This is a genomic window from Burkholderia sp. D-99 (genome assembly GCF_011605345.1).
In the GTDB taxonomy this organism is placed as follows: domain Bacteria; phylum Pseudomonadota; class Gammaproteobacteria; order Burkholderiales; family Burkholderiaceae; genus Burkholderia.
The window spans coordinates 297071-317869 of record NZ_JAAOXM010000003.1 but is presented as its reverse complement, the minus strand read 5'-3'; the positions used below and the strand labels follow the sequence as shown (position 1 = coordinate 317869).

The 20799-nt window shown below is 68.7% G+C and carries 24 protein-coding genes; 14 read left to right on the top strand and 10 right to left on the bottom strand.

Features of this window, described 5'->3' with window-relative positions; all coding sequences use genetic code 11:
* Window positions 1-128 precede the first annotated feature (128 nt).
* The 4 genes from ribBA (at window position 129) to HAV18_RS15410 (ending at window position 3547) form a co-directional block, all read left to right on the top strand.
* Window positions 129-1271, top strand: coding sequence for a bifunctional 3,4-dihydroxy-2-butanone-4-phosphate synthase/GTP cyclohydrolase II (gene ribBA / locus HAV18_RS15425; RefSeq protein ID WP_166957270.1), 1143 nt, complete (start codon window positions 129-131; stop codon window positions 1269-1271).
* Window positions 1272-1324: 53 nt separating this feature from the next.
* Window positions 1325-1843, top strand: coding sequence for a 6,7-dimethyl-8-ribityllumazine synthase (gene ribH / locus HAV18_RS15420; RefSeq protein ID WP_011351235.1), 519 nt, complete (start codon window positions 1325-1327; stop codon window positions 1841-1843).
* Window positions 1840-2277 carry a transcription antitermination factor NusB gene (nusB, locus tag HAV18_RS15415; protein ID WP_166957268.1) on the top strand — a complete coding sequence of 146 codons (438 nt, stop codon included), beginning with the start codon at window positions 1840-1842 and terminating at the stop codon, window positions 2275-2277. Before ribH ends, nusB begins: the two co-directional genes overlap by 4 nt.
* 73 nt (window positions 2278-2350) lie before the next feature.
* Complete coding sequence (locus HAV18_RS15410; protein WP_166957266.1) at window positions 2351-3547, top strand: pyridoxal phosphate-dependent aminotransferase; 1197 nt, start codon at window positions 2351-2353, stop codon at window positions 3545-3547.
* A gap of 125 nt (window positions 3548-3672) precedes the next feature.
* On the opposite strand, the gene HAV18_RS15405 is transcribed toward HAV18_RS15410, so the two are convergent.
* Window positions 3673-4782 carry a lytic transglycosylase domain-containing protein gene (locus HAV18_RS15405; RefSeq protein WP_166957264.1) on the bottom strand — a complete coding sequence of 370 codons (1110 nt, stop codon included), beginning with the start codon at window positions 4780-4782 and terminating at the stop codon, window positions 3673-3675.
* Between the two features lie 596 nt (window positions 4783-5378).
* Here HAV18_RS15405 and HAV18_RS15400 point away from each other — a divergent pair.
* Both HAV18_RS15400 and HAV18_RS15395 read left to right on the top strand, forming a co-directional pair.
* Window positions 5379-6935, top strand: a complete 1557-nt coding sequence (locus HAV18_RS15400; RefSeq protein ID WP_166957262.1) for a UbiD family decarboxylase — start codon at window positions 5379-5381, stop codon at window positions 6933-6935.
* Between the two features lie 58 nt (window positions 6936-6993).
* Entirely contained in the window at window positions 6994-7662 is a 669-nt protein-coding gene (locus tag HAV18_RS15395; RefSeq protein ID WP_166957260.1) for a LysE family translocator, read from the top strand.
* Between the two features lie 123 nt (window positions 7663-7785).
* On the opposite strand, the gene HAV18_RS15390 is transcribed toward HAV18_RS15395, so the two are convergent.
* Entirely contained in the window at window positions 7786-8091 is a 306-nt protein-coding gene (locus HAV18_RS15390) for a hypothetical protein (RefSeq protein ID WP_027783774.1), read from the bottom strand.
* Between the two features lie 515 nt (window positions 8092-8606).
* On the opposite strand from HAV18_RS15390, the gene HAV18_RS15385 reads away from it, so the two are divergent.
* Both HAV18_RS15385 and HAV18_RS15380 read left to right on the top strand, forming a co-directional pair.
* Window positions 8607-9536 (top strand): Rossmann-like and DUF2520 domain-containing protein, encoded by a 930-nt coding sequence (locus HAV18_RS15385; RefSeq protein ID WP_166957258.1) that lies wholly within the window; start codon window positions 8607-8609, stop codon window positions 9534-9536.
* A 75-nt stretch (window positions 9537-9611) separates the two neighbouring features.
* Window positions 9612-10175, top strand: a complete 564-nt coding sequence (locus tag HAV18_RS15380) for a YggT family protein (protein ID WP_166957256.1) — start codon at window positions 9612-9614, stop codon at window positions 10173-10175.
* 12 nt (window positions 10176-10187) lie between these two features.
* Here HAV18_RS15380 and HAV18_RS15375 read toward each other — a convergent pair whose 3' ends face one another.
* The 5 genes from HAV18_RS15375 to HAV18_RS15355 form a co-directional block, all read right to left on the bottom strand.
* Window positions 10188-10538 carry a DUF190 domain-containing protein gene (locus HAV18_RS15375; protein WP_166957254.1) on the bottom strand — a complete coding sequence of 117 codons (351 nt, stop codon included), beginning with the start codon at window positions 10536-10538 and terminating at the stop codon, window positions 10188-10190.
* Window positions 10539-10561: 23 nt separating this feature from the next.
* Window positions 10562-10948: a fluoride efflux transporter CrcB gene (crcB, locus tag HAV18_RS15370; RefSeq protein WP_166957252.1), complete on the bottom strand. Its 387-nt coding sequence runs from the start codon at window positions 10946-10948 to the stop codon at window positions 10562-10564.
* Between the two features lie 189 nt (window positions 10949-11137).
* The gene (locus HAV18_RS15365) at window positions 11138-12010 is read right to left on the bottom strand and encodes a Sir2 family NAD-dependent protein deacetylase (RefSeq protein ID WP_166957250.1); all 873 of its coding nucleotides are present in this window, start codon (window positions 12008-12010) and stop codon (window positions 11138-11140) included.
* A gap of 295 nt (window positions 12011-12305) precedes the next feature.
* Entirely contained in the window at window positions 12306-12686 is a 381-nt protein-coding gene (locus HAV18_RS15360; RefSeq protein ID WP_166957248.1) for a DUF4406 domain-containing protein, read from the bottom strand.
* The gene (locus tag HAV18_RS15355) at window positions 12683-13282 is read right to left on the bottom strand and encodes an NUDIX domain-containing protein (RefSeq protein ID WP_166957246.1); all 600 of its coding nucleotides are present in this window, start codon (window positions 13280-13282) and stop codon (window positions 12683-12685) included. Before HAV18_RS15355 ends, HAV18_RS15360 begins: the two co-directional genes overlap by 4 nt.
* 81 nt (window positions 13283-13363) lie before the next feature.
* Between HAV18_RS15355 and HAV18_RS15350 the strand changes: the two genes are divergently transcribed.
* Genes HAV18_RS15350 through HAV18_RS15335 form a run of 4 tightly spaced genes read left to right on the top strand, consistent with a single transcriptional unit; the run spans window position 13364 to window position 15633 of the window.
* A complete protein-coding gene (locus HAV18_RS15350) occupies window positions 13364-14119 on the top strand; it encodes a DeoR/GlpR family DNA-binding transcription regulator (protein WP_166957244.1) in 756 nt (251 codons plus the stop codon).
* A 2-nt stretch (window positions 14120-14121) separates the two neighbouring features.
* Window positions 14122-14430: a hypothetical protein gene (locus HAV18_RS15345; protein WP_166956802.1), complete on the top strand. Its 309-nt coding sequence runs from the start codon at window positions 14122-14124 to the stop codon at window positions 14428-14430.
* 55 nt (window positions 14431-14485) lie between these two features.
* Window positions 14486-15097: a chromate transporter gene (locus HAV18_RS15340; RefSeq protein ID WP_166957242.1), complete on the top strand. Its 612-nt coding sequence runs from the start codon at window positions 14486-14488 to the stop codon at window positions 15095-15097.
* Complete coding sequence (locus tag HAV18_RS15335; RefSeq protein WP_166957240.1) at window positions 15094-15633, top strand: chromate transporter; 540 nt, start codon at window positions 15094-15096, stop codon at window positions 15631-15633. Before HAV18_RS15340 ends, HAV18_RS15335 begins: the two co-directional genes overlap by 4 nt.
* A gap of 117 nt (window positions 15634-15750) precedes the next feature.
* On the opposite strand, the gene scpB is transcribed toward HAV18_RS15335, so the two are convergent.
* From scpB to HAV18_RS15320, 3 genes are all read right to left on the bottom strand, one after another.
* Window positions 15751-16560 carry a methylmalonyl-CoA decarboxylase gene (gene scpB, locus HAV18_RS15330; RefSeq protein ID WP_166957238.1) on the bottom strand — a complete coding sequence of 270 codons (810 nt, stop codon included), beginning with the start codon at window positions 16558-16560 and terminating at the stop codon, window positions 15751-15753.
* Window positions 16557-17780, bottom strand: coding sequence for a CaiB/BaiF CoA-transferase family protein (locus HAV18_RS15325; protein ID WP_166957236.1), 1224 nt, complete (start codon window positions 17778-17780; stop codon window positions 16557-16559). Before HAV18_RS15325 ends, scpB begins: the two co-directional genes overlap by 4 nt.
* 61 nt (window positions 17781-17841) lie before the next feature.
* Window positions 17842-19164 carry an MFS transporter gene (locus HAV18_RS15320; RefSeq protein WP_166957234.1) on the bottom strand — a complete coding sequence of 441 codons (1323 nt, stop codon included), beginning with the start codon at window positions 19162-19164 and terminating at the stop codon, window positions 17842-17844.
* A gap of 170 nt (window positions 19165-19334) precedes the next feature.
* On the opposite strand from HAV18_RS15320, the gene HAV18_RS15315 reads away from it, so the two are divergent.
* Both HAV18_RS15315 and HAV18_RS15310 read left to right on the top strand, forming a co-directional pair.
* Entirely contained in the window at window positions 19335-20264 is a 930-nt protein-coding gene (locus tag HAV18_RS15315) for a LysR substrate-binding domain-containing protein (RefSeq protein ID WP_166957232.1), read from the top strand.
* Window positions 20265-20387: 123 nt separating this feature from the next.
* Complete coding sequence (locus tag HAV18_RS15310) at window positions 20388-20729, top strand: multidrug efflux SMR transporter (RefSeq protein WP_059709748.1); 342 nt, start codon at window positions 20388-20390, stop codon at window positions 20727-20729.
* Window positions 20730-20799 lie beyond the last annotated feature (70 nt).

Here is a 20799-nt window from a genome sequence, read left to right as displayed (position 1 = left end):
CGGCCAGGCCTGCCGCGCAGGCCGGCCGCGGCGCTTTCCGGAGCGCTTGCCGGCGGCGCGCGGCCCATGCCAGCCGAAACGTCGTCCGGCTGGCGTAAAATACGCACTTTCCTCTTTCTCGCCCCCTTATGACGCTCGCCTCCACGCTCGACATCATCGCCGAGCTGAAAGCCGGCCGGATGGTGATCCTGGTCGACGAAGAAGACCGTGAAAACGAGGGCGACCTCGTGATCGCCGCCGAATTCGTCACGCCGGAAGCGATCAACTTCATGGCCAAGTACGGCCGCGGCCTGGTTTGTCTGACGTTGACGCAGGAGCGCTGCAAGCAGCTGCACCTGCCGCTGATGACCTACCGCAACGGCACGCAGTACGGCACCGCGTTCACGGTCAGCATCGAAGCGGCCGAAGGCGTGACGACCGGCATCTCGACCGCCGACCGTGCGCACACGATCGCCACGGCGGTCGCACACGACGTGCGCCCCGAGCACATCGTGCAGCCGGGCCACGTGTTCCCGATCATGGCGCAGCCGGGCGGCGTGCTCGTGCGCGCGGGCCACACCGAGGCCGGCTGCGACTTCACCGCGCTCGCGGGCCTCACGCCGGCCGCGGTGATCTGCGAGATCATCAAGGACGACGGCACGATGGCGCGCCTGCCCGACCTGATCGAATTCGCGCAGGAACACAACCTGAAGATCGGCACGATCGCCGACCTGATCCAGTACCGCAGCCGCACCGAATCGATCATCGAGCGGATCGCCGAGCGCACGATGCAGACCGCGCACGGCACGTTCCGCGCGGTGCTGTACCGCGACCAGCCGAGCGGCTCGCCGCACATCGCGCTGGTGCGTGGTACGCCGTCGCCCGACGTCGATACGCCGGTGCGCGTGCACGAGCCGCTGTCGGTGCTCGACCTGCTCGAAACGGGCGTGTCGACGCACTCGTGGACGCTCGACGCCGCGATGCGCGAGATCGCGGAACGCGACCTCGGCGTGATCGTGCTGCTCAACTGCGGCGACACGAAGGAACACCTGATCGACGTCTTCAAGGCGTTCGACGAGGAAGAAAAGGCCGCTGCGCTCAAGCGCCGGCCGGTCGATTTCAAGACGTTCGGCATCGGCGCGCAGATCCTGCGCGATGTCCGCGTCGGCAAGATGCAGGTGCTGTCGAATCCGCGCAAGCTGGGCAGCATGTCCGGCTACGGCCTGGAAGTCACGGGCTTCATCCCGATGCCCGGCGGCGAAGCCAAGTCCTGCCCGGCGTCCAACGCGTAACCCGCAACGGCGCTTTCGCCCTATAACCGTTCATCCACACCACGGACAAGATCATGGAAATCGGACAATACCAACCGAATCTCGAAGGCGACGGCCTGCGTATCGGCATCGTGCAATCGCGCTTCAACGAGCCCGTGTGCAACGGCCTCGCCGATGCGTGCGTCGAGGAACTGGAACGCCTCGGCGTCACCGGTGAAGACGTACTGCTCGTGTCGGTGCCCGGCGCGCTGGAAATCCCCCTCGCGCTGCAAAAGCTCGCGGAAAGCGGCCAGTTCGACGCGCTGATCGCGCTCGGCGCGGTGATTCGCGGCGAGACCTACCACTTCGAACTCGTGTCGAACGAGAGCGGCGCGGGCATTACCCGCATCGGCCTCGACTTCAACCTGCCGATCGCAAACGCGGTCCTGACGACCGAAAACGACGAGCAGGCCGTCGCGCGCATGACCGAAAAGGGTCGTGACGCCGCACGCGTCGCCGTCGAGATGGCCAACCTGACGATGGCACTCGACCAGCTCGGCGATGACGACGAGGACGAAGAAGAAGACGAAGACGACGAAGAGGAGCGCGCATGAAGAAGAGCGCCCGCCGACAATCGCGCGAGCTGGCGACGCAGGGGCTGTATCAGTGGCTGCTGTCGAACGCGTCCTCCGGCGAGATCGACGCGCAACTGCGCGGCGCGCTCGGTTACGACAAGGCTGACAAGGCGCTGCTCGACGCGATCCTGCACGGCGTGATCCGCGAGCACGTCACGCTCGTCGAAGCACTGACGCCGTCGCTCGACCGCCCGATCGAGCAGTTGTCGCCGGTCGAACGCGCCGTGCTGCTCATCGCGACGTTCGAGCTCACGCACCACGTCGAAACGCCGTACCGCGTGATCATCAACGAAGCTGTCGAACTCGCGAAGACGTTCGGCGGCTCCGACGGCTACAAGTACGTGAACGGCGTGCTCGACAAGCTCGCCGCGAAGCTGCGCCCCGCCGAAACGCAGGCGCGCCGCAACGGCTGATACCGTTGGTCCGGAACGGGCGCGCATGCGCCCGTTTTTTCTTTCGTCCCGCCCCCCTCGCCCTGCCCGCCCGATGAATACCGCCACCGATTCGCTCGTCAAACTCGCCGCACGCGTCGACGCGATCCAGCCCTTCTACGTGATGGAACTGATGAAGGAGGCACAGCGTCTCGAGTCCTCCGGGCGCGATGTTATCCACATGGGCATCGGCGAGCCGGATTTCACCGCGCCGGAGCCGGTCGTCGAAGCGGCCGCGGCCGCGCTGCGCCGCGGCGTCACGCAATATACGAGCGCGCTCGGCATTGCGCCGCTGCGCGAGGCGATCGCCGCGCACTATGCGCGCGCGTACGGCCTTACGATCAGCCCCGAGCGGATCGTCGTGACGGCCGGCGCGTCGGCCGCGCTGCTGCTCGCGTGCCTCGCGCTCGTCGGTCGTGACGACGAGGTGCTGATGCCCGACCCGTCGTATCCGTGCAACCGGCACTTCGTCGCGGCGGCCGAAGGCCGCGCGGTGCTCGTGCCGAGCGGCCCGGACGCGCGCTTCCAGCTCACCGAGGACGACGTCCGCACGCGCTGGGGCGACCGCACGCGCGGCGTGCTGCTCGCCTCGCCGTCGAACCCGACCGGCACGTCGCTCGAACCGGACGAGCTGAAACGGATCGTCGAAGCCGTGCGCGCACGCGGCGGGTTCACGATCGTCGACGAGATCTACCAGGGGCTCAGCTACGACGCGGCGCCCGTGTCGGCCCTTTCATTCGGCGACGACGTCGTCACCGTGAACAGCTTCTCCAAGTATTTCAGCATGACGGGCTGGCGGCTCGGCTGGCTGGTCGTGCCGCCCACGCTGGTCGGCACGTTCGAGAAGCTGGCGCAGAACCTGTTCATCTGCCCGTCCGCGCTCGCGCAGCACGCGGCGCTCGCGTGCTTCGAGCCGGCCGCGCTCGACATCTACGAAGCGCGCCGGCTCGAATTCAAGCGCCGCCGCGATTTCATCGCACCGGCGCTCGAACGGCTCGGCTTCACGGTACCGGTGATGCCGGACGGCGCGTTCTACGTGTATGCGCACTGCGGCGGCGTCGCCCACCCGGCGGCCGGCGACAGCGCCGCGCTCACGAAGGCGATGCTGCACGACGCGGGGGTCGTGCTGGTGCCCGGCATGGACTTCGGTGTCCATGCGCCGCGCGACTATATCCGCCTCTCCTATGCAACGGCCTACTCGCGGCTCGAGGAAGCGGTCGAACGGCTCGCGACGCTGTTCGGGCAGCACTGAGCCACGGCCGGCACGCCGGCGGTTTCTCGCGCCGCACAAAGAAAAAGGCACCCTGATCGGGTGCCTTTTTCATGCCCTGCCGGCCGGAGCCGTGCGGGTCGCTACCGCCGCACTACCGCCACACGTTACGCGCCAAGCTCCGAACCGCCATGTGACTGCTTCGCGGTATCGACGCTCGCGTCGTCCTGCGGCGCGGCTTCCTTCGACGCCGCCGACTTCGCCGACGTCGAGGTTTCCAGCGTCGCATGCACGCGCTTCGCACCGCCCGCTGCTGCCGTCACGGCGGCGGCCGTGACGATCGGCTTCGCCGGCGCCTGCGGCGCATTGACCGGCACGCTGCGGCCGTGCGACACGTCGCGCAGGCGGCCGCGCTCGGCCATCACCTTCGCGCCGTATGCGGTGTCGTCCGGGTTCGTCGAGCCGTTGTACAGGCGCAGGCCGTTCGCGAGCGAGCCGCCACGTGCGATGCAGTCCTTCAGCACGAGCGCGCCGACCTGGAGGTTCGCGATCGGCTGCAGTGCGGTATCGGTGCCGCCGAAATACTCGAACTTGTCGGAATGGACCTTCGACATGACCTGCATCAGGCCCTTCGCGCCGACGCCGCTCTCGGCGTACGGATTGAAGCCCGACTCGATCGCCATCACGGACAGCAGCAGCAGCGGATCGAGGCCGACGTCACGGCCGGTCTGGAACGCAGCCTTGACGAGCTGGCCGAGCGGCTCCTGCGCGACACGGTAACGGCGCGACAGGTAAGTCGCGACAAGCGCCTGTTCGCGATTCGATGCGAGCGCACGGTCGTCACGCGCATCGGCCGCCACGCGCTGGGTCGGGATCAGCTTCGCCAGCGCGACGGGCGACGGGCCGTTGCGGGCCGGATCGGACGCATCGCCCTGCGCGGTGGCTTCCGATGCGACGTCGAGGCCGACCGCAAGCGCGTCCGTTTCGGGGCTGTCTTCCTGCTGCGGCTGCGCGCCGGCGGGCGCGAAGTTCGGCAGCGGATGACCGGTCAGCAGACGGGCCGGCCCGGCTTGCACGGCCGCGGATACGACCGGCATCAGCTTCGCGGCGAGCGTGCCGCGGACGGTTGGCAGCAGCCACAGTGCGAGCGCAACTGCGACAGCGAAACAGCCGACAACGCTGAATAGATGGTGACTGACACGCGTCCCGCGACGCAGCATGCTGCGCACGAATTGCGCATGCTGCTCACTAGGACGCCACGATAACCAAGCGTTCATTCAGATCATCTCCCATGAACATGACTCGTGCGGCTCGCTCAGCTCGATGGCGAGACAGGTAACGCGCCGCGGAATCACGACGCTGCACGCTTTGGTTGGGGCGTGCAGGCATCGGGGAAACGGTATAAGTACCGTTCGAGGCCACGGTGTAAGAGGGCCGGCACCTTCGCACACTGGGCGAGGCGGGCATACGCGGTGGCACCCACGCAAAAAACCAGCGTCTGGTAGCGCTGGCTGGGACTACGACTAAAGCCGTCGGATACGCCGTGCAGGATTCGGCGGACGGTGACGCGCTGCGTCAAAGATCGGTGATTGGCGGCTCGAAGCCTTTTACCCTGCAGCCAATGTGAGCGGATTCTAGCAGGGTTTTATAGATCGTCAACACTATAAAACCTCCGAATCATAACAAAAAGTAATTTAAAGACGCTCTTCAGATCGCGAGCCCCGTGCCGTAGGGGGTTTGCGCGCGACCGACTTTTTTCTCCGCCGGGCGGGCATGCGGCGGCGCGGGTAAAATCGTCGGTCGATTCGGGGCCGCAGCCGGCCGCTGCGCCCACCCATCGCTGCCCGCCCTGCGGGTGGCCCGGACCATCTTCATGAAATACAAAGACTTACGCGATTTCATCCAGCGCCTCGAGGCGCTCGGCGAACTGCGGCGCGTCACGCAACCCGTGTCGCCCGTGCTCGAAATGACCGAGCTGTGCGACCGCGTGCTGCGCGCCAGCGGCCCTGCGCTGCTGTTCAACGCACCGACCGGCTACGACTTCCCGGTGCTCGGCAACCTGTTCGGTACGCCGCGCCGCGTCGCGCTCGGGATGGGCGTCGATGCGGGCGACGACGCCGCGCTCGATTCGCTGCGCGATCTCGGGCGCCTGCTGTCCGCGCTGAAGGAGCCCGATCCGCCGAAGAGCCTGAAGGATGCCGGCAAGCTGCTGTCGCTCGCGAAGGCCGTGTGGGACATGGCGCCGAAGTCGGTGTCGTCGCCGCCGTGCCAGGAGATCGTCTGGGAAGGCAACGACGTCGACCTGAACAGGCTGCCGATCCAGACCTGCTGGCCTGGCGATGCGGGGCCGCTCGTCACGTGGGGCCTGACGGTCACGCGCGGGCCGAACAAGTCGCGCCAGAATCTCGGCATCTACCGCCAGCAGCTGATCGGCCGCAACAAGCTGATCATGCGCTGGCTCGCGCATCGCGGCGGCGCACTCGACTTCCGTGAATTCGCGCTGCAGAACCCCGGCAAGCCGTACCCGGTCGCGGTCGTGCTCGGCGCCGATCCGGCCACGACGCTCGGCGCGGTGACGCCCGTGCCCGATTCGCTGTCCGAGTACCAGTTCGCCGGCCTGCTGCGCGGCAGCCGCACGGAACTCGCGAAGTGCCTGACGCCCGGCGTCGACACGCTGCAGGTGCCCGCGCGCGCGGAGATCGTGCTCGAAGGCTTCATTTATCCGCAGGAAGGCAGCCCCGCCCCCGCCCCGGCCGGCGCACCGCCGCGCCCGGCCGGCAACGCGTCCGCCACGTACGAGCACGCGCTCGAAGGCCCGTACGGCGACCACACCGGCTATTACAACGAGCAGGAGTGGTTCCCCGTGTTCACCGTCGAGCGCATCACGATGCGCCGCGACGCGATCTACCACTCGACCTACACGGGCAAGCCGCCCGACGAGCCCGCGGTGCTCGGCGTCGCGCTCAACGAGGTGTTCGTGCCGCTGCTGCAGAAGCAGTTCACGGAGATCACCGACTTCTACCTGCCGCCCGAAGGCTGCAGCTACCGGATGGCCATCGTCCAGATGAAGAAGAGCTACGCGGGCCACGCGAAGCGCGTGATGTTCGGCGTGTGGAGCTTCCTGCGGCAGTTCATGTATACGAAGTTCATCGTGGTCGTCGACGAGGACGTGAACATCCGCGACTGGAAGGAAGTGATCTGGGCGATCACGACGCGCGTCGACCCCGTGCGCGACACGGTGATGGTCGACAGCACGCCGATCGATTATCTCGATTTCGCATCGCCGGTGGCCGGCCTCGGCTCGAAGATGGGGCTCGACGCGACCAACAAGTGGCCCGGCGAGACCAGCCGCGAATGGGGCCGCCCGATCGAGATGGATGCCGCCGTGAAGGCGCGCGTCGACCGGCTCTGGCAGGAGATCGGACTCTGATGCCATGCGGCCGGCGCCCGCCGGCCCGTGGATTGCCCTCGCGACAAGAACAACGAAGATGACCTTTCCGCCCGCCTCCATGCTGTCCGACGGCTTCTTTCTGTCGCTGTCGCTCTGTCTCGACATCGGCCTCGTGAACGTCGCGATGCTGTCGCTGACGCTGTCGCACGGCTTCCGGCCAGGCTTCTGGCTCGGCATCGGATCGTGCGTCGGCGATCTCGTCTATGCGGCGCTCGCGCTCGCGGGGATGGCCGTGCTGCTGCAGTTCGAGCCGGTGCGCTGGATCGTGTGGATCGGCGGCGGCGCCGTGCTGCTGTTCCTCACGTGGAAGATGGCGCGGGAAGCACTGGCGCCGGCCAGCGCGGCCGGCGACGATGCCGAGGATACGCCGCAGCCGCGTGCGAGCGCGCGGCGCAGTTTCCTGCGCGGCATGCTGCTCGCGATGTCGTCGCCGAGCGCGATCCTGTGGTTCGCGGCGGTCGGCGGCGCGCTGATCGCGAAAGCCGGCGCGACGACGCCGGCCACCGCGTCGGTGTTCCTGTCAGGTTTTTTCCTCGGCGGCCTCGCGTGGACGCTGTTCATGTGCACGCTCGCGAGCCAGGGCCGCAAGCGCGCGGGCGCCGGGCTGATGCGCGCCTGTCACATCGCGTCGGCGCTGCTGTTCGCGTATTTCTCGTACAGCGTGATCGTCGGCGGCTACCGCGACCTGATCGTGCACGCGGTGTAGTCGAAGCCGGCCTGCACGGGCCGCTCACCGAGTCCGGGCGACGGCCCAAAAGAAAAACGGCGCAACGCCCCGCTCGGGACGTTGCGCCGTTTTGCCACGCGCGGTCAGGCCGCGCGGGACGAATCAGCGACGCCAGTAGCCGTGATGGCCCCAGCCGCCGTAACCATGGCGCCAGTACGGGCGACCGTAGTAGCCGCCATAGCCGCCGACGACCACGGCGGGCGGCGGTGCGTAGTAGGCCGGCGCCGGCGCGTAATAGACGGGCGGAGGCGGCGGCGCGTAGTACACGGGCGGCGGCGGTGCATAGACGGGATACGCGGGCGCGACCGGGATACCGATGCCGACCCCGATCGACACGTGAGCCTGCGCAGCGCTTGCGGCACCCAGGCCCAGCGCGGCGGCGGCGATGAACGGAATGAGCTTTTTCACTTCGATTCTCCTGCTGGAGCGGTATTTTGTGCGCCCCTGTCGGCAACGGCGGGCATGCACGTCGCATGGAAGCAATGTAGCGAAAACCCGCCCCTCGCGTATCGCGCATTTGTTGCAAATTGCAATTGCACACGGCCGGAGCCGCCGTGCGGCGTGGCTCGCAGCGCCTGCGACGACCCTTGCGGGCCGCGCGATTCCGTCCGACGAGTCGGGTCGCAACATCATGGCCGGTCAGTCTTACCGGATACGGCGCGCGTGGCGGGCACGCGACCGTAATCAACGATTACAAATTTGAGACAAGATGCCGACATTTCAAGCGGGATACGGGCGCGATATGTTTCAGGGTCGGATTCCAGGATCGTGAATCGACCGCGAAGCCGCACGCTGAACCACGCGTCGATCGCGCCGCCTACCGGTCGGCCAGGCACGTGTCCGCGCGGCCATTGCGCTGTCGCGGCCCCGTCGTCATTCCTGCGATACTGGCGGTTGCTTCGTTTTCGCTTACGTCCGCTGCCATGTCCCTCCCCGACACACCCCGCCTCGGCTTCATCGGCGCCGGCCGTCTCGCACGCTGTGTCGCGCAGCGCTTCGCGCAAGCCGGCTTTCCGGTCGTCGCGATCGCGAGCCGCACGCCCGCATCGGCCGCGGCCCTCGCCGCACGCATCGACGGCTGCCACGCGGTCGACACGCCGCAGCAGGTCGCCGACGCCGCCGACCTGATCTTCCTGACGGTGCCCGACGACCATCTCGCGTCGACCGCCGCGGCGCTGCGCTTCGACACCTCGCGTGCCGCACGGCAGGCCGTCGTTCACTGCAGCGGCGCGTCGCCGGTCGCACTGCTCGATCCGGCGCAGCAGCAAGGCACGGCCACCGGCGGCTTCCATCCACTCTACCTGTTCGGCGGCACCGACGCCGACCTCGCCCGCATCGACGGCTGCTCGGTCACGATCGAAGCCGACGGCGCGCTGCATGCGACGCTGATGCGACTTGCTGCCGCACTCGGCTGCCACCCGCTGTCGATTCCGGCCGGCGGCCGGATGCTCTATCACGCGGCTGCGCACTACGCGGCGAGCTTCGCACTGTGCGGGCTGGCGGAAGCGGTCGAGCTATGGCGCGGCCTCGGTTTCGACGAGGAAGCCGCGCTGCGCGCGCTGCTGCCGATGCTGGCAGGCACGATCGAGACCGCGCGCGACAAGGGGCTCGCGAACGCGCTCTCGGGCCCGGTGTCGCGCGGCGATACAGGCATCGTCGAACGCCAGTTGGCACTGCTTGAAACGCGCGGCGGCGATCACGCGACGCTGTACGCGCTGCTGACGCGCCGCGCGGTCGCGCTCGCGGCGCAGCGCGCCACGCCGCCGGCATCGCTGCCGGCGCTCGCCGAAGCCGTCGAAACGTCACTCGCGCGCATGGCCGCGCACCCCTCCCCGTCGCAAGACGAGGCGTGATAAGGTGTCGGCCGATGCGCCGCCATCCGGCGTTGGCGGCCGCACGCTACTGACTGTATAAAAAGGATGCCAACGATGTTCGGCGAGATCGCCCGTTTTCTGCTCAATACCGTCTTCACGCTGTTCGGCGCCGCGCTGATCCTGCGCGTCTGGATGCAGGCCGTCCGCGTGCCGCCGTACAACCCCGTCACGCAGGCCGTGCTGCAAGCGACCAACTGGCTCGTGCTGCCGCTGCGCCGCGTGATCCCGGGCGTGCGCGGCATCGACTGGGCCAGCGTCGTCGCAGCCCTCCTCACCGCGCTCATCTACGTCGTGCTGATGGTCGTAATGGCCGGCTTCGACCCGGCCGCGGTGATCGCGACGCTCGTCGTGGTCGCGCTGCTCACCGTCCTGAAGTGGGCGCTCAATCTCGTGATCTGGATGACGATCCTGATGGCGCTGCTGTCGTGGCTCAACCCGCGCTCGCCGGCCATGCCGATCCTCTACCAGCTCACCGCGCCGTTCCTGAACCCGCTGCGCCGCATCATCCCGAACCTCGGCGGCATCGACCTGTCGCCGATCCTGCTGTTCGTGATCGTGCAGGTGCTGCTGATGGTCGTTACACGCGCCGCCGTGTCGCTGACGATGTTCGGCATCTGACGCCGTCGCACCCTACGCCGCCGGCCCCTGCGCCGGCGGTGCGCCGAGCGTGTCGATCACGCCGAAGCGCGCCGGCATCATCGCGTAGCACACGCGCACCTTCTCCTGCGACAGCCGATCGAGCAAGCGCTGCGCCTCGTCCTCGGTGACGATGAATTCGACCTCGATCGCGAGCGACCCCTGCAGTTCGAAGAAGCGGTCCTCGTGCAGCACGCGATGCTGGCCGAAACCCGCCATCGCGCGAAACGCGGAACCGCCCGCGACGCCCATCCGGCTCGCCTCCTCCAGCAGCCATTCCCACAGCGGCTTCCAGTGCAGCCGATGCTGCTCGTGCACATAGAAGCGCAAGAAGATCCTGTCCATCGCTCCCTCCGATGGCGGCACGCTCAGGCCGCCGCGAGCCACGCGCGCGCGGTCCACATGCCGAGCGCCGTCAGCGCGAACGATCCAGTCAAGTGTAGGGCAGCCACCGCAAACGCCCATCCGAATTCGCCCTGCAGCGCATGCGTCATCACTTCGGCCGAATAGGTCGAGAACGTCGTGAGGCCGCCGAGAAAGCCCGTGATCACGAACAGCCGCCACTCGGGCGGCAACCCGACGCGGGTCGTGAACACGACGGCGGCGATGCCGATCACGTAGCCGCCGATCAGGTTCGCGGCGAGCGTGCCGAGCGGCACGGCGGGAAAGAATTCGTTGAGCGCGAGACTCAGGAACCAGCGCAGCAACGCGCCGAGCCCGGCGCCGACGAAGATCGCGACGATCGAATAGAACAAAGGCGCTCCCGGTCGATGAGGCGGCTGGATTCAGCCGCCGGCCCCGGTCGCCCGGGGCGAAGTCCGTTGCCGCATGCGTGCGGCGCGTGTGCGGTCGGCACTGGCTGAACTGTATGCGGATTCGCCTCGCGCCTGCAACGGCGACCGCCGGCGGATGCCCGCCCGTTCACGTGGCGGGTACCCACACGTTCACGCTCGTCGCCAGGCTGCGTCGAGCGCGCTCAGCGCCGCCAGCGCGCCGCCCTTCAAGCCGATCACGTCCGCACGGCGCGCATGCGCCTCGCGCGCGTTGATGCGGATCACGTCGGCACCGAGCCGTTCACTCAGCAGGCGCACGGTCGGGATCGCGGTGCCCGCGCCGATCTCGACCACGGCGACACGCCCGGCCCGCGCGATCCAGTCTTCCAGCGCGCGTTCCTGCGCGTCGTAGCGCGCACCGAGCCAGCCGGTGTCGCCGAACATCAAGATGTTCGGCCGCGCGAGGCCGCCGCAGCGCGGGCAACGCGGCATTTCGCCGACGAGGCGGCAGGTGGCTTCGTCGACGTCCGGCACGAACGACGCCGCATCCCAGGTGTCGTCCGTGCAGGGGCGCAGGCACTGCATTGCGTGGATCGAACCGTGGATCTCGACGATCCGCGCCGGATCGAAGCCGGCTTTCTGGAACTGGCCGTCGACGTTGCTCGTCAGCACGAAGCCGCCGTTCGGCATCGCGTCGATCCAGCGGCGCAGGATCGCGAAGCCCGCATGCGGCACCGTCGCACGGTAAAGCGCGAGACGATGCCCGTAAAAGCCCCACGCGAGCTCCGTGCGCGCGCGGAACGCCTGTGGCGATGCGATCTCGTGGAATTCGAAACGCTCGTGGCGCAGCGCCGGATACGCGCGCCAGAAGCCGTCCGTGCCGCGAAAATCGGGCAACCCGGAATCGACGCCGATACCGGCGCCGGCCGTCACGAGCAATGCGTCGGCGCGCGCGAGCGCAGCAACGGCGGAGGCGACGAGATCGGCGGGCCGTTGCGCGGCGGCGGCAGCGGCAGTGAAATCGGCGGAATCGGAGAACGGCATGACGGGGCGGCGGTTGCGTCGGGCGGTGCGCGAGTGGCGTCGCGATCATACGCCGGTTCGCGCGCAGCGCGGCATGCGCGATGCAACGGCATGACGCGATGCTCGCCCGGCCGCGGGCGGTTCGGGCGGTTCGGGCGGTTCGGGCGGTTCGGGCGGTTCGGGCAGTTCGGGCAGTTCGGGCAGTTCGGGCAGTTCGGGCGATGAGGGCGATGCGGCCGATGCAGGCGAGCAGTGCGTGCAAGCGTGCGATGCGGGAAGCCACCCGCACCGCCATGGCCGGGCCCTCCCCGCCTGTTCAGCTATCCGAATCGTCCTGCGCGACCGGAATGTCGTCGACCGAGAAATAGACGGCCTTGCCGAGCTGCCGCGCGAGGGCGACATCCGCGTCGGCCCCACGCGACGCGCCGTCGATCCGCCATACCGCATCGCAGCGGCGCAGCAGCCGGTGCGCGGCCGGATACAGGAACGCCTCGCTGATCGCGTCGCCGACCTGTCGCGACCCGGCCGCGACGGCGAGCGGCAGCGACACCCACTCGCCGATCATCGGCACGTGCCCGCGGCGATACACGGCGAGCGCCGCCTCCTCCAGCCGGTGCAGGTTCGCGGCGATGCGCGCGGGGTCGCCGTCCGTGCCGCTGCGATAAGGGCCGGCGACCAGCACGAGCAGCGGCGTCATGCCGTGCGCGCGCCGGCGGTTTCCCGCAGCGCGACGTACTGGAGCAGCATGATCGTCTTCCCGTCGACGATCTCGCCGCGTTCGATCGCGTCCAGCGCCGCCTGCAGCGGCATCTCGACGACCTCCAGATCCTCGCCCTCTTCCGCGACGCCGCCGCCGTCGCCCGTGCGCAGCGACGCATCGTATTCACCGACGAAGAAATGCAGCTTCTCCGTCACCGAGCCCGGGCTCATGAATGCCTCGAACACCTTGCGCACGCCGCGCACGCGATAGCCCGTCTCCTCCTCGGCCTCCGCGCGGATACGCGCTTCGGGCGTCGCGTCGTCGAGCAGGCCGGCAGCAGCCTCGAGCAGCATGCCGTCGTGCCCGCTGACGAACGCCGGCATCCGGAACTGCCGCGTCAGCAGCACGTCGCCGGTATCGGCATTGCGCAGCAGGATGGTCGCGCCGTTGCCGCGATCGTAGGTCTCGCGGCTCAGGCGCTGCCACGTTCCGTCGCGGCGCAGGAAATCGAACGTCACCTTCTTCAGCACATACCAGTCATCGGACAGCACCGTCGTATCGACGATGCGGACACGCTCCCGTGTTGCAGCCATCCCAGCCTCCGGTTCGACAAAAGACGGCGCTCATGGTAACGTGCATATTCGTGCAATTTCAAGAAAATTCGTGCAAACACGATGCTGACGACACAACGCAAGAAAGCGATCCTCGACGCACTCGCGCGCGACGGCCAGGTGCTGGCGGTCGAGTTGAGTGCGCAATTCGGTGTATCCGAAGACACCGTCCGTCGCGACCTGCGCGAGCTCGCGGCCGAGGGCCTGCTGCAGCGCGTGCATGGCGGTGCGCTGCCTGCATCGCCGGCCGTTGCGCCGTTCGCGCAGCGCGAAGCGCTCGAGACGGCGGAAAAGCGGCGTATCGCGCGGTGCGCCGCCCAGATGATCGCGCCCGGTCAGGTGGCGATCGTCGACGGCGGCACGACCTCGGCGCTGCTCGTCAGCCAGTTGCCGGCCGACCTGCGCGCGACGATCGTCACGCACAGCCCGAGTGTCGCGGTTGCGCTCGCCGCGCATCCGTCGATCGACGTGATCCTGATCGGCGGGCGGCTCTACAAGCATTCGATCGTCGCCGTCGGCGCGGCGGCAATGGAAGGCATTGCACGCATCCATGCGGACCTTTACTTCATGGGCGTGACGGGCGTGCATCCGGTTGCGGGGCTCAGCACCGGCGATTTCGAGGAAGCGGCGATCAAGCGCGCGCTGGCCGAACGCGCGGCCGAGACGGTCGTGCTCGCGTCGCAGTCGAAGCTGCGCGCGGCCTCACAGTTCGTGATCGGCGAGCTCACGCTGGCGCACACCGTGGTGGTCGAAAAGGAAACCGATGCCGCGTTGACGAAGCCGATCGAAGCGGCGGGAGTGACGGTCGTGCGTGCGTAGCGTTGGTTGCAGCCGCGCTGGATGTGCTGGATGTGCTGGATGTGCCGGATGTGTCGGATGCGCCGGATGTGTCGGATGCGCCGGATGTGTCGGATGTGTCGGATGTGTCGGATGTGTCGGATGTGTCGGATGTGTCGGATGTGTCGGATGTGTCGGATGTGTCGGATGTGTCGGATGTGCCGGATGTGCCGGATGTGCCGGATGTGCCGGATGCGCCAGATGTACCGGATGTGCCGCATGCACCGGATGTCCCCGTCGAACCGGCTTCGTGCTTTCACCGCGCCAACACCAAACCAATGTCAGCGTGCTGACAGCGTCCGCTTGCTAACATGGGCGCCCGCCCAATCGCCACGCGCAGCCCGCCCGATGCCCCCGCCCTCCGCCACCACCACGCCGGCACCGCCTGCGGGCGATGCGCCGCCGCCCGGCGTCCTCGCACTGTTCATTGCGTTCTCGCAGATCGGCCTGACCAGCTTCGGCGGCGGGCTCAGCGGCCGGATGATGCGCGACTTCGTGTACGAGCACCGCTGGCTCGACGAGGAGGCGTTCCTCAACGGCCTCGCGCTGTCGCAGGCGCTGCCGGGCGTCAACGTGAAGAACCTCGCGATCTGGATCGGCTACCGGCTCGCCGGATGGCGCGGCGCCGTGGCCGGCTTCACCGGCATCATCGCGCCGCCGGCCGTGCTGATCGTGCTGTTCGGCATCGCGTTCTCGACCCTCACGCGCTTTCCGCTCACGCATGTCGCGCTCGCCGGCGCGGCGGCCGCGGCGATCGGGCTGTCGATCTCGATGGCGATCACCGCCGTGCGCCGGCTGCCGCGCCGCGCGCTGCCGTTCGCGGTGATGGCGCTCACCTTCGTGTCGGTTGCGGTGCTGCACTGGCCGCTCGTGTGGACCGTGCTGGTCGGCGGCACGCTGAGCGTCGCGCTCGAATACCGCCGCGCGGCCGCCACCCCGGGCCGGGGTGACACACAATGACCGCACCGCAACGCTACGCCGCGCTGTTCGGTGTGTTCGCGCCGCTGTCGATCGCAACGATCGGCGGCGGGCAGGCGATCATCGCCGATATCCAGCGGCAGGTGGTCGACGTGCATCACTGGATGACCGCCACGCAATTCGTGAACGATTTCGCGATCGCGCGGATGGCGCCGGGCCCCGGTTCGCTGCTGGCGACGCTGATCGGCTGGCAGGTGGCCGGCTTCTGGGGCGCGGTGATCGCGACGCTCGCGCTGTTCGGCCCGACGGCGTTCCTGATCTACGGCGTCGCGCATCTGTGGCGGCGGCACCAGGGCGCGCGCTGGCAGATCGCGCTCGAGACCGGCCTGCGCCCGGTCGCGGCCGGCATGATCCTCGCGTCGGTGTGGGTCCTGCTGCAGGTGCTCGACGGCGGCTGGGCCGCGCGCGCGATCGCGGTCGCGTCGACGCTGTGCGTGATGTATACACGCGTCCATGCGCTGCTGCTGATCGCAATCGGCGCGCTGCTGCTCGTCGGCGTGCACGCGATCGGCATGTGATGCGCGGCGACGCGGCAGGCGATGGTGGCCGCGAACGACGCAACCGATACCCGCGCAGCGACGCGAACGCGTCCGCGCGCTTTTCGCCGCTTGCGCCCCGCTCGCACCACACATCACCTAGACGCCGCGAAACACCGGCGCACGTCGCTCCCCAAACGCGCGCAGCCCTTCGTCGAAGTCCTCACCTTCGCAAGCCTGCCGGCGCAACTCGGCAATCCGCTCGAACGCGTCGGCCGGCAACGGCCGCGCGTCCTGCAGCACGCGCAACTGTTCCTTCACCGCGTGCACCGCGAGCGGCGCCTTCGCGGCGATCGTGCGTGCGACGTCGAGCGCCGCATCGTCGACCCCGCCCGCGTCGGCCAGCCGGTTCACGAGCCCGTGATGCGCGGCGCGTTCCGCATCGAGCGGCTGCGCGCAGAAAAACATTTCCTTCAGCACGTGGATCGGCAGGTTGTCGTAGAAGCGCAGCAGGCCGCTCGTCGAATACGGCAGGCCGATGTTCGCGGGCGTCATCGCAAAACGCGCATCGCGTGCCGCGACCACCAGGTCGCAGCTCATCACGAGATCGACCGCCCCGCCCCACGCCGAACCCGACACCGCCGCGATCACCGCGCCCGGATAAGTCCGCACGCGCCGCAGCGCCCGTTCGAGCGGCTTGCCGTACGCGAGCGGATCGCGATCGTCGGCCAGTTCGCGCAGGTCGTGCCCCGCGCTCCACACGTCGCCGCTGCCGTCGTTCGACAGGATCACGACGGGTGGTGGACGGTGTTCGGCCAGCGCATCGAGGCGCGCGACGAGCGCATCGAGCAACGGCGCGTCGAGCGCATGCCGTCGCGCCGGATTCGCGAACCGCACGCGCGCGATCCGCTCGCCGACCATGTCGACCGTCACGCTCGACGCGCTATCGTGTTTCGTCGTGTCGCTCATTGCACGGCCTCCGCCACCGCGTCCGCCTGGAAGACCGCGCGCCCGGCCAGCAGCGCGTCGATCGCGCCGTCGTCGTAGCCGGCCTCGCGCAGCACGTCGACCGTATGCTCGCCGAGCAGCGGCGGCGCATGGCGCGTGCGCGGCGCCGGCACCTCGTCCCCCATCCCGCCGAGCGGCGTGACGACCTGGCGCAGCGTGCCGAGGGTCGGATGCGCGACCGGCTCGACCAGCCCGCAATGCGCGAGCTGCGGATCGGCGAACACTTCGTCGAGCGTGTTGATCGGCCCGGCCGGCAGCCCGGCGTCGACGAAACGCTGCGTCCATTCGCGCTTGCCGCGCGTGCGCAACCGGCTTTCGAGCAACGCCTTCAGTTCGTCGCGGTGCGCGACACGCGCATCGTTAGTCGCGAAGCGCGGATCGTTCGGCAGCTCGGGGAGATCCAGCAACTGGCACAGCCGCAGCCACATGTCGGTCGTGATCGGCGCGAGGTTGAGCGGCCCGTCGGCCGTCTCGAACACGCCGTACGGCGCGATCACCGCATGCGCATTGCCGGTGCGGCGCGGCACGTCGCCAAGGCTCAGGTAGCGTTGCCCGTGCACGCTCAGCAGCGACACGAGGCTTTCGAGCAGCGACGTGCCGACATGCTGCCCGCGCCCCGTGCGCTCGCGCTCGAACAGCGCAGCCATCACGCCGGTCGCGACCCACATCCCCGAGCTGAGATCGCCGATCGCGGTGCCCGTGCGGGTCGGCTCGCCGTCCGGGAAGCCGGTTAGGCTCATCAGCCCCGCATAGCCCTGCGCGATCTGGTCGAAGCCCGGCCAGTCGCGCAACGGGCCGCGCGGGCCGAACGCGGTGACGCTGCCCATCACGAGACGCGGATCGCGCGCACTCAGTACGTCGTAGCCGAGCCCCATCGCGTCCATCGTGCCGGCCTTGAAATTCTCGATCACGACATCGGCCTGCGCGATCAGCCGGCGCACGACATCGAGGCCGGCCGGCTGCCGGAAATCCACGCAGATGCCGCGCTTGTTGCGGTTGCAGGACAGGTAGTACGTGCTCACGCCGCGATCGAACGGCCCCCATGCGCGGCTCATGTCGCCGTGCGGCCCCGACTCGACCTTGATCACGTCGGCGCCGAGATCGGCGAGCACCATCGAGCAGAACGGCCCCGACAGCGCGCGGCTCAGATCGACGACCCTGATTCCTTGTAATGCCTGCATTCCGGACTCCTGATATTGATGACTGGGTGTGGCTTGTTTCCGAACGATCGCGGCGCACCGCTCATTCGGGCAGCGTCTGGTGGCGCGTTTCGACCGCGAACGGCAGGATCAGGATGCCGAGCCCGAACACGGCCGCGGTCCATGCGACCGGCACGCCGAGCGATCCGTAGCCGTGAATCGCGGCGCCGAGCAGGAAGTTCACACCTGCGCCGATGAAGCGGCCGACCGACGCATTGAACGCGAACGCGGTGGCCCGCACACGTGTCGGATACTGCTCGGGCAGCCACAACGAGAAGATCGCGAAATTGCCGCCGAAGAAGCCGAGGAACGCGAGCGACACCATGAACGCCGCGAGCCCGTTCGGCTGGTAGAACGCCCAGCCGAACGCGAACACGATCGATGCGGCCATGCCGGCGAAATACACGCCGAGCGCCGTGCGGCGGCCGAGCCGCTCCGAGAGCCACGGCGCGACCAGGCAGCCGGCGATCGTCGCGCACGAGAGGATCGCCGCGCCGACCGACGCGAGCCGCAGCGCGCCGATGTGGTCGATGCCCGCGCGCGCCGCCAGCGTGGTGACTGCGCTTGCCTCGTAGACGGAGCCGGCCCACAGCCCGACGATCGCGACGCCGACGAGGCTCGCGCTCGTCAGCGTGCGGCGCAGGAAGGCCGGCGCGAAGATTTCGCGCAGCGGATGCGCGCGCCGCGCGTCGGCCGCGTCGCCGTCGCGTGCGTCATGCCGGCGCCACTGGCCGGGCTCCTTCACGCGCATCACGGTGAACACCGCGAGCAGCGCGGGCGCGAGCCCGCACAGGAACATCGCGCGCCACCCGTAGGTCGCGCCGATCGTGTAGTTCAGGCACGCGGCGATGAAGAAACCGAAGTAGTAGCCCGTCTGCAGGTAGCCGGCGCCCATCTTGCGGCGGTCTTCCGGCCAGCTCTCGGCAACGTAGGTGCCCGCGAGCGCCCATTCGCCGCCGACGCCGATCCCGGCAATCAGCCGGCACGCGGCCAGTGCCCATACGTCGTGCACGAACGCGGCCGCGCCCGTGAATACGGAATAGATCAGGATGCTCGCAGCGAGCGTACGGACGCGGCCGAAGCGGTCGGCGAGCGGCCCCCAGATGAACGACAGCCCCCAGCCGATCAGGAACAGCGCGAACAGGATCGAGCCGTACATCCCGAGGTTCGCGGGCGTCGCCGCGATGCCGGACGCCGGCAGCAGCTCGGTCAGCGCGGGAATCAGCACGAGCGCGTAGATCACCGAATCCACGCCGTCGAGCACCCAGCCCGCATACACGGCCCAGAAGCCCTTGACCTGCTCACGCGTGAGCGGCGTGCGCCGCGGCTTCGCGCCGGCCGCCGGCGCGTCGATCGCCTTGAACATCTTCGTCTCCTTGCCGGCGGGGCCGGCGCTTTTGCCGCGTCCGGTCCGGGATGGCCGGGAGGCTGGCTCTTTTGTGTGACGAGTATAGAAACCCCATCGATCGGAGAAAAATATGATATTCATCTTGCTCGATCGGATTGGCTTATGGCTTGAATCGGGAGGCGACGGCGATGGACTTGAGGCAGTTGCGCTATTTCGTGAAGGTCGTCGAATGCGGCAACGTCACGCACGCGAGCGAGGCGCTGCATGTCGCGCAGCCGGCGGTGAGCCAGCAGATGCGCAATCTCGAACAGGATCTCGGGATGCAGTTGCTGGAACGCAGCGTGCGCGGCGTCGCGCCGACCGCCGCCGGCCGCACGCTGTACCAGCATGCGCTCGAACTGCTGCGCCAGGCCGACGGCACGCGCGAGCTGCTGCGCCGCGACGCCGAAACACCGCAGGGCCGCGTGACGGTCGGGATGCCGTCGAGCACCGCGCGCGTGCTGGCGATTCCGCTCGCCCGCGCGGTGCGCGACCGCTATCCGGGCATCATGCTGGAGCTGATCGAGGCGCCGAGCGCCGATCTCGACACGTTGCTCGAACGCGCGCGGCTCGATCTCGCGATCGTCGTCGACGCGGTCGACACGCGCGGCATCGCGATCCACCGGCTGCTGACCGAAACGCTGTACCTGATCACGTGGCCCGGGTTCGCGGTGCCGGACGATCCGGTGCCGCTCGACGCGATCGCGCGGATGCCGCTCGTGCTGCCGAGCGCGCCGAACACGATCCGCAACCGCGTCGACTGGGCGATGCGCGAGGCCGGGCTGTCGTACGAGATCAGCTTCGAGGCGAGTTCGACCGGGCTGCTGTTCGCGGCGGTGATGGCACAGCTCGGCGTGACGATCCTGCCGTGGACGGCCGCGCACGTCGAGATCGAGGAGCGCAAGCTCAAGCTGTCGACGGTCGCGCACCGGCTGTTCGCGCGCGACCTGTCGCTGTGCTGGCACGATACGGCGCTCGTCAGCAACGCGGTGCAGAAGGTGAAAGCCGAGATCGTCCGGCTGTTCGACACGCTCGGGCAACGGCCCGAATGGGCGGCCGGGCAGGCCGACCAGGCGTGACGGGCGCGCAGCATGCCTTGTGCTGCCGCGCCACGCGGACTAAGCTCCTTTCATCCTGGGTACCGCTGACACCTCCTCTTCTCCTCGCCGCTCGGTATAAGCGTCGGGGGAAGGAGGCCGTTCGTGTCCCCGCTCCAGTCTGCCTGGCTTCTGCTGGGCGTCAGTGTCCTCGCCGAAGTACTCGGCTCCGTCGGCCTGAAATACTCGGCCGGCTTTTCCCGCCCGCTCCCGTCCGCGCTCACCGTCGTCTGTTATGCATGCGCCGTCTGGCTGATGGCGCTCGCGACGAAGCGGCTCGAAATGGGGCTCGCGTATGCGAGCTGGGCCGCCGCCAGCACCGCGGCCACGGCCGTGATCGGCATCGTCTGCTTCGACGAATCGGTGTCGTCGCTGAAGCTCGCCGGCATCGCGCTGACCGTCTGCGCGCTCGTCGCGCTCAACCTCGGCGAGGCGGCAACACGCTGAGCGCGGCCGGAACGGCCGGCGGCACGCGGGCGCCAGGCGGGGCATTGACAGCGCCCCCCGGCGCCCCTTA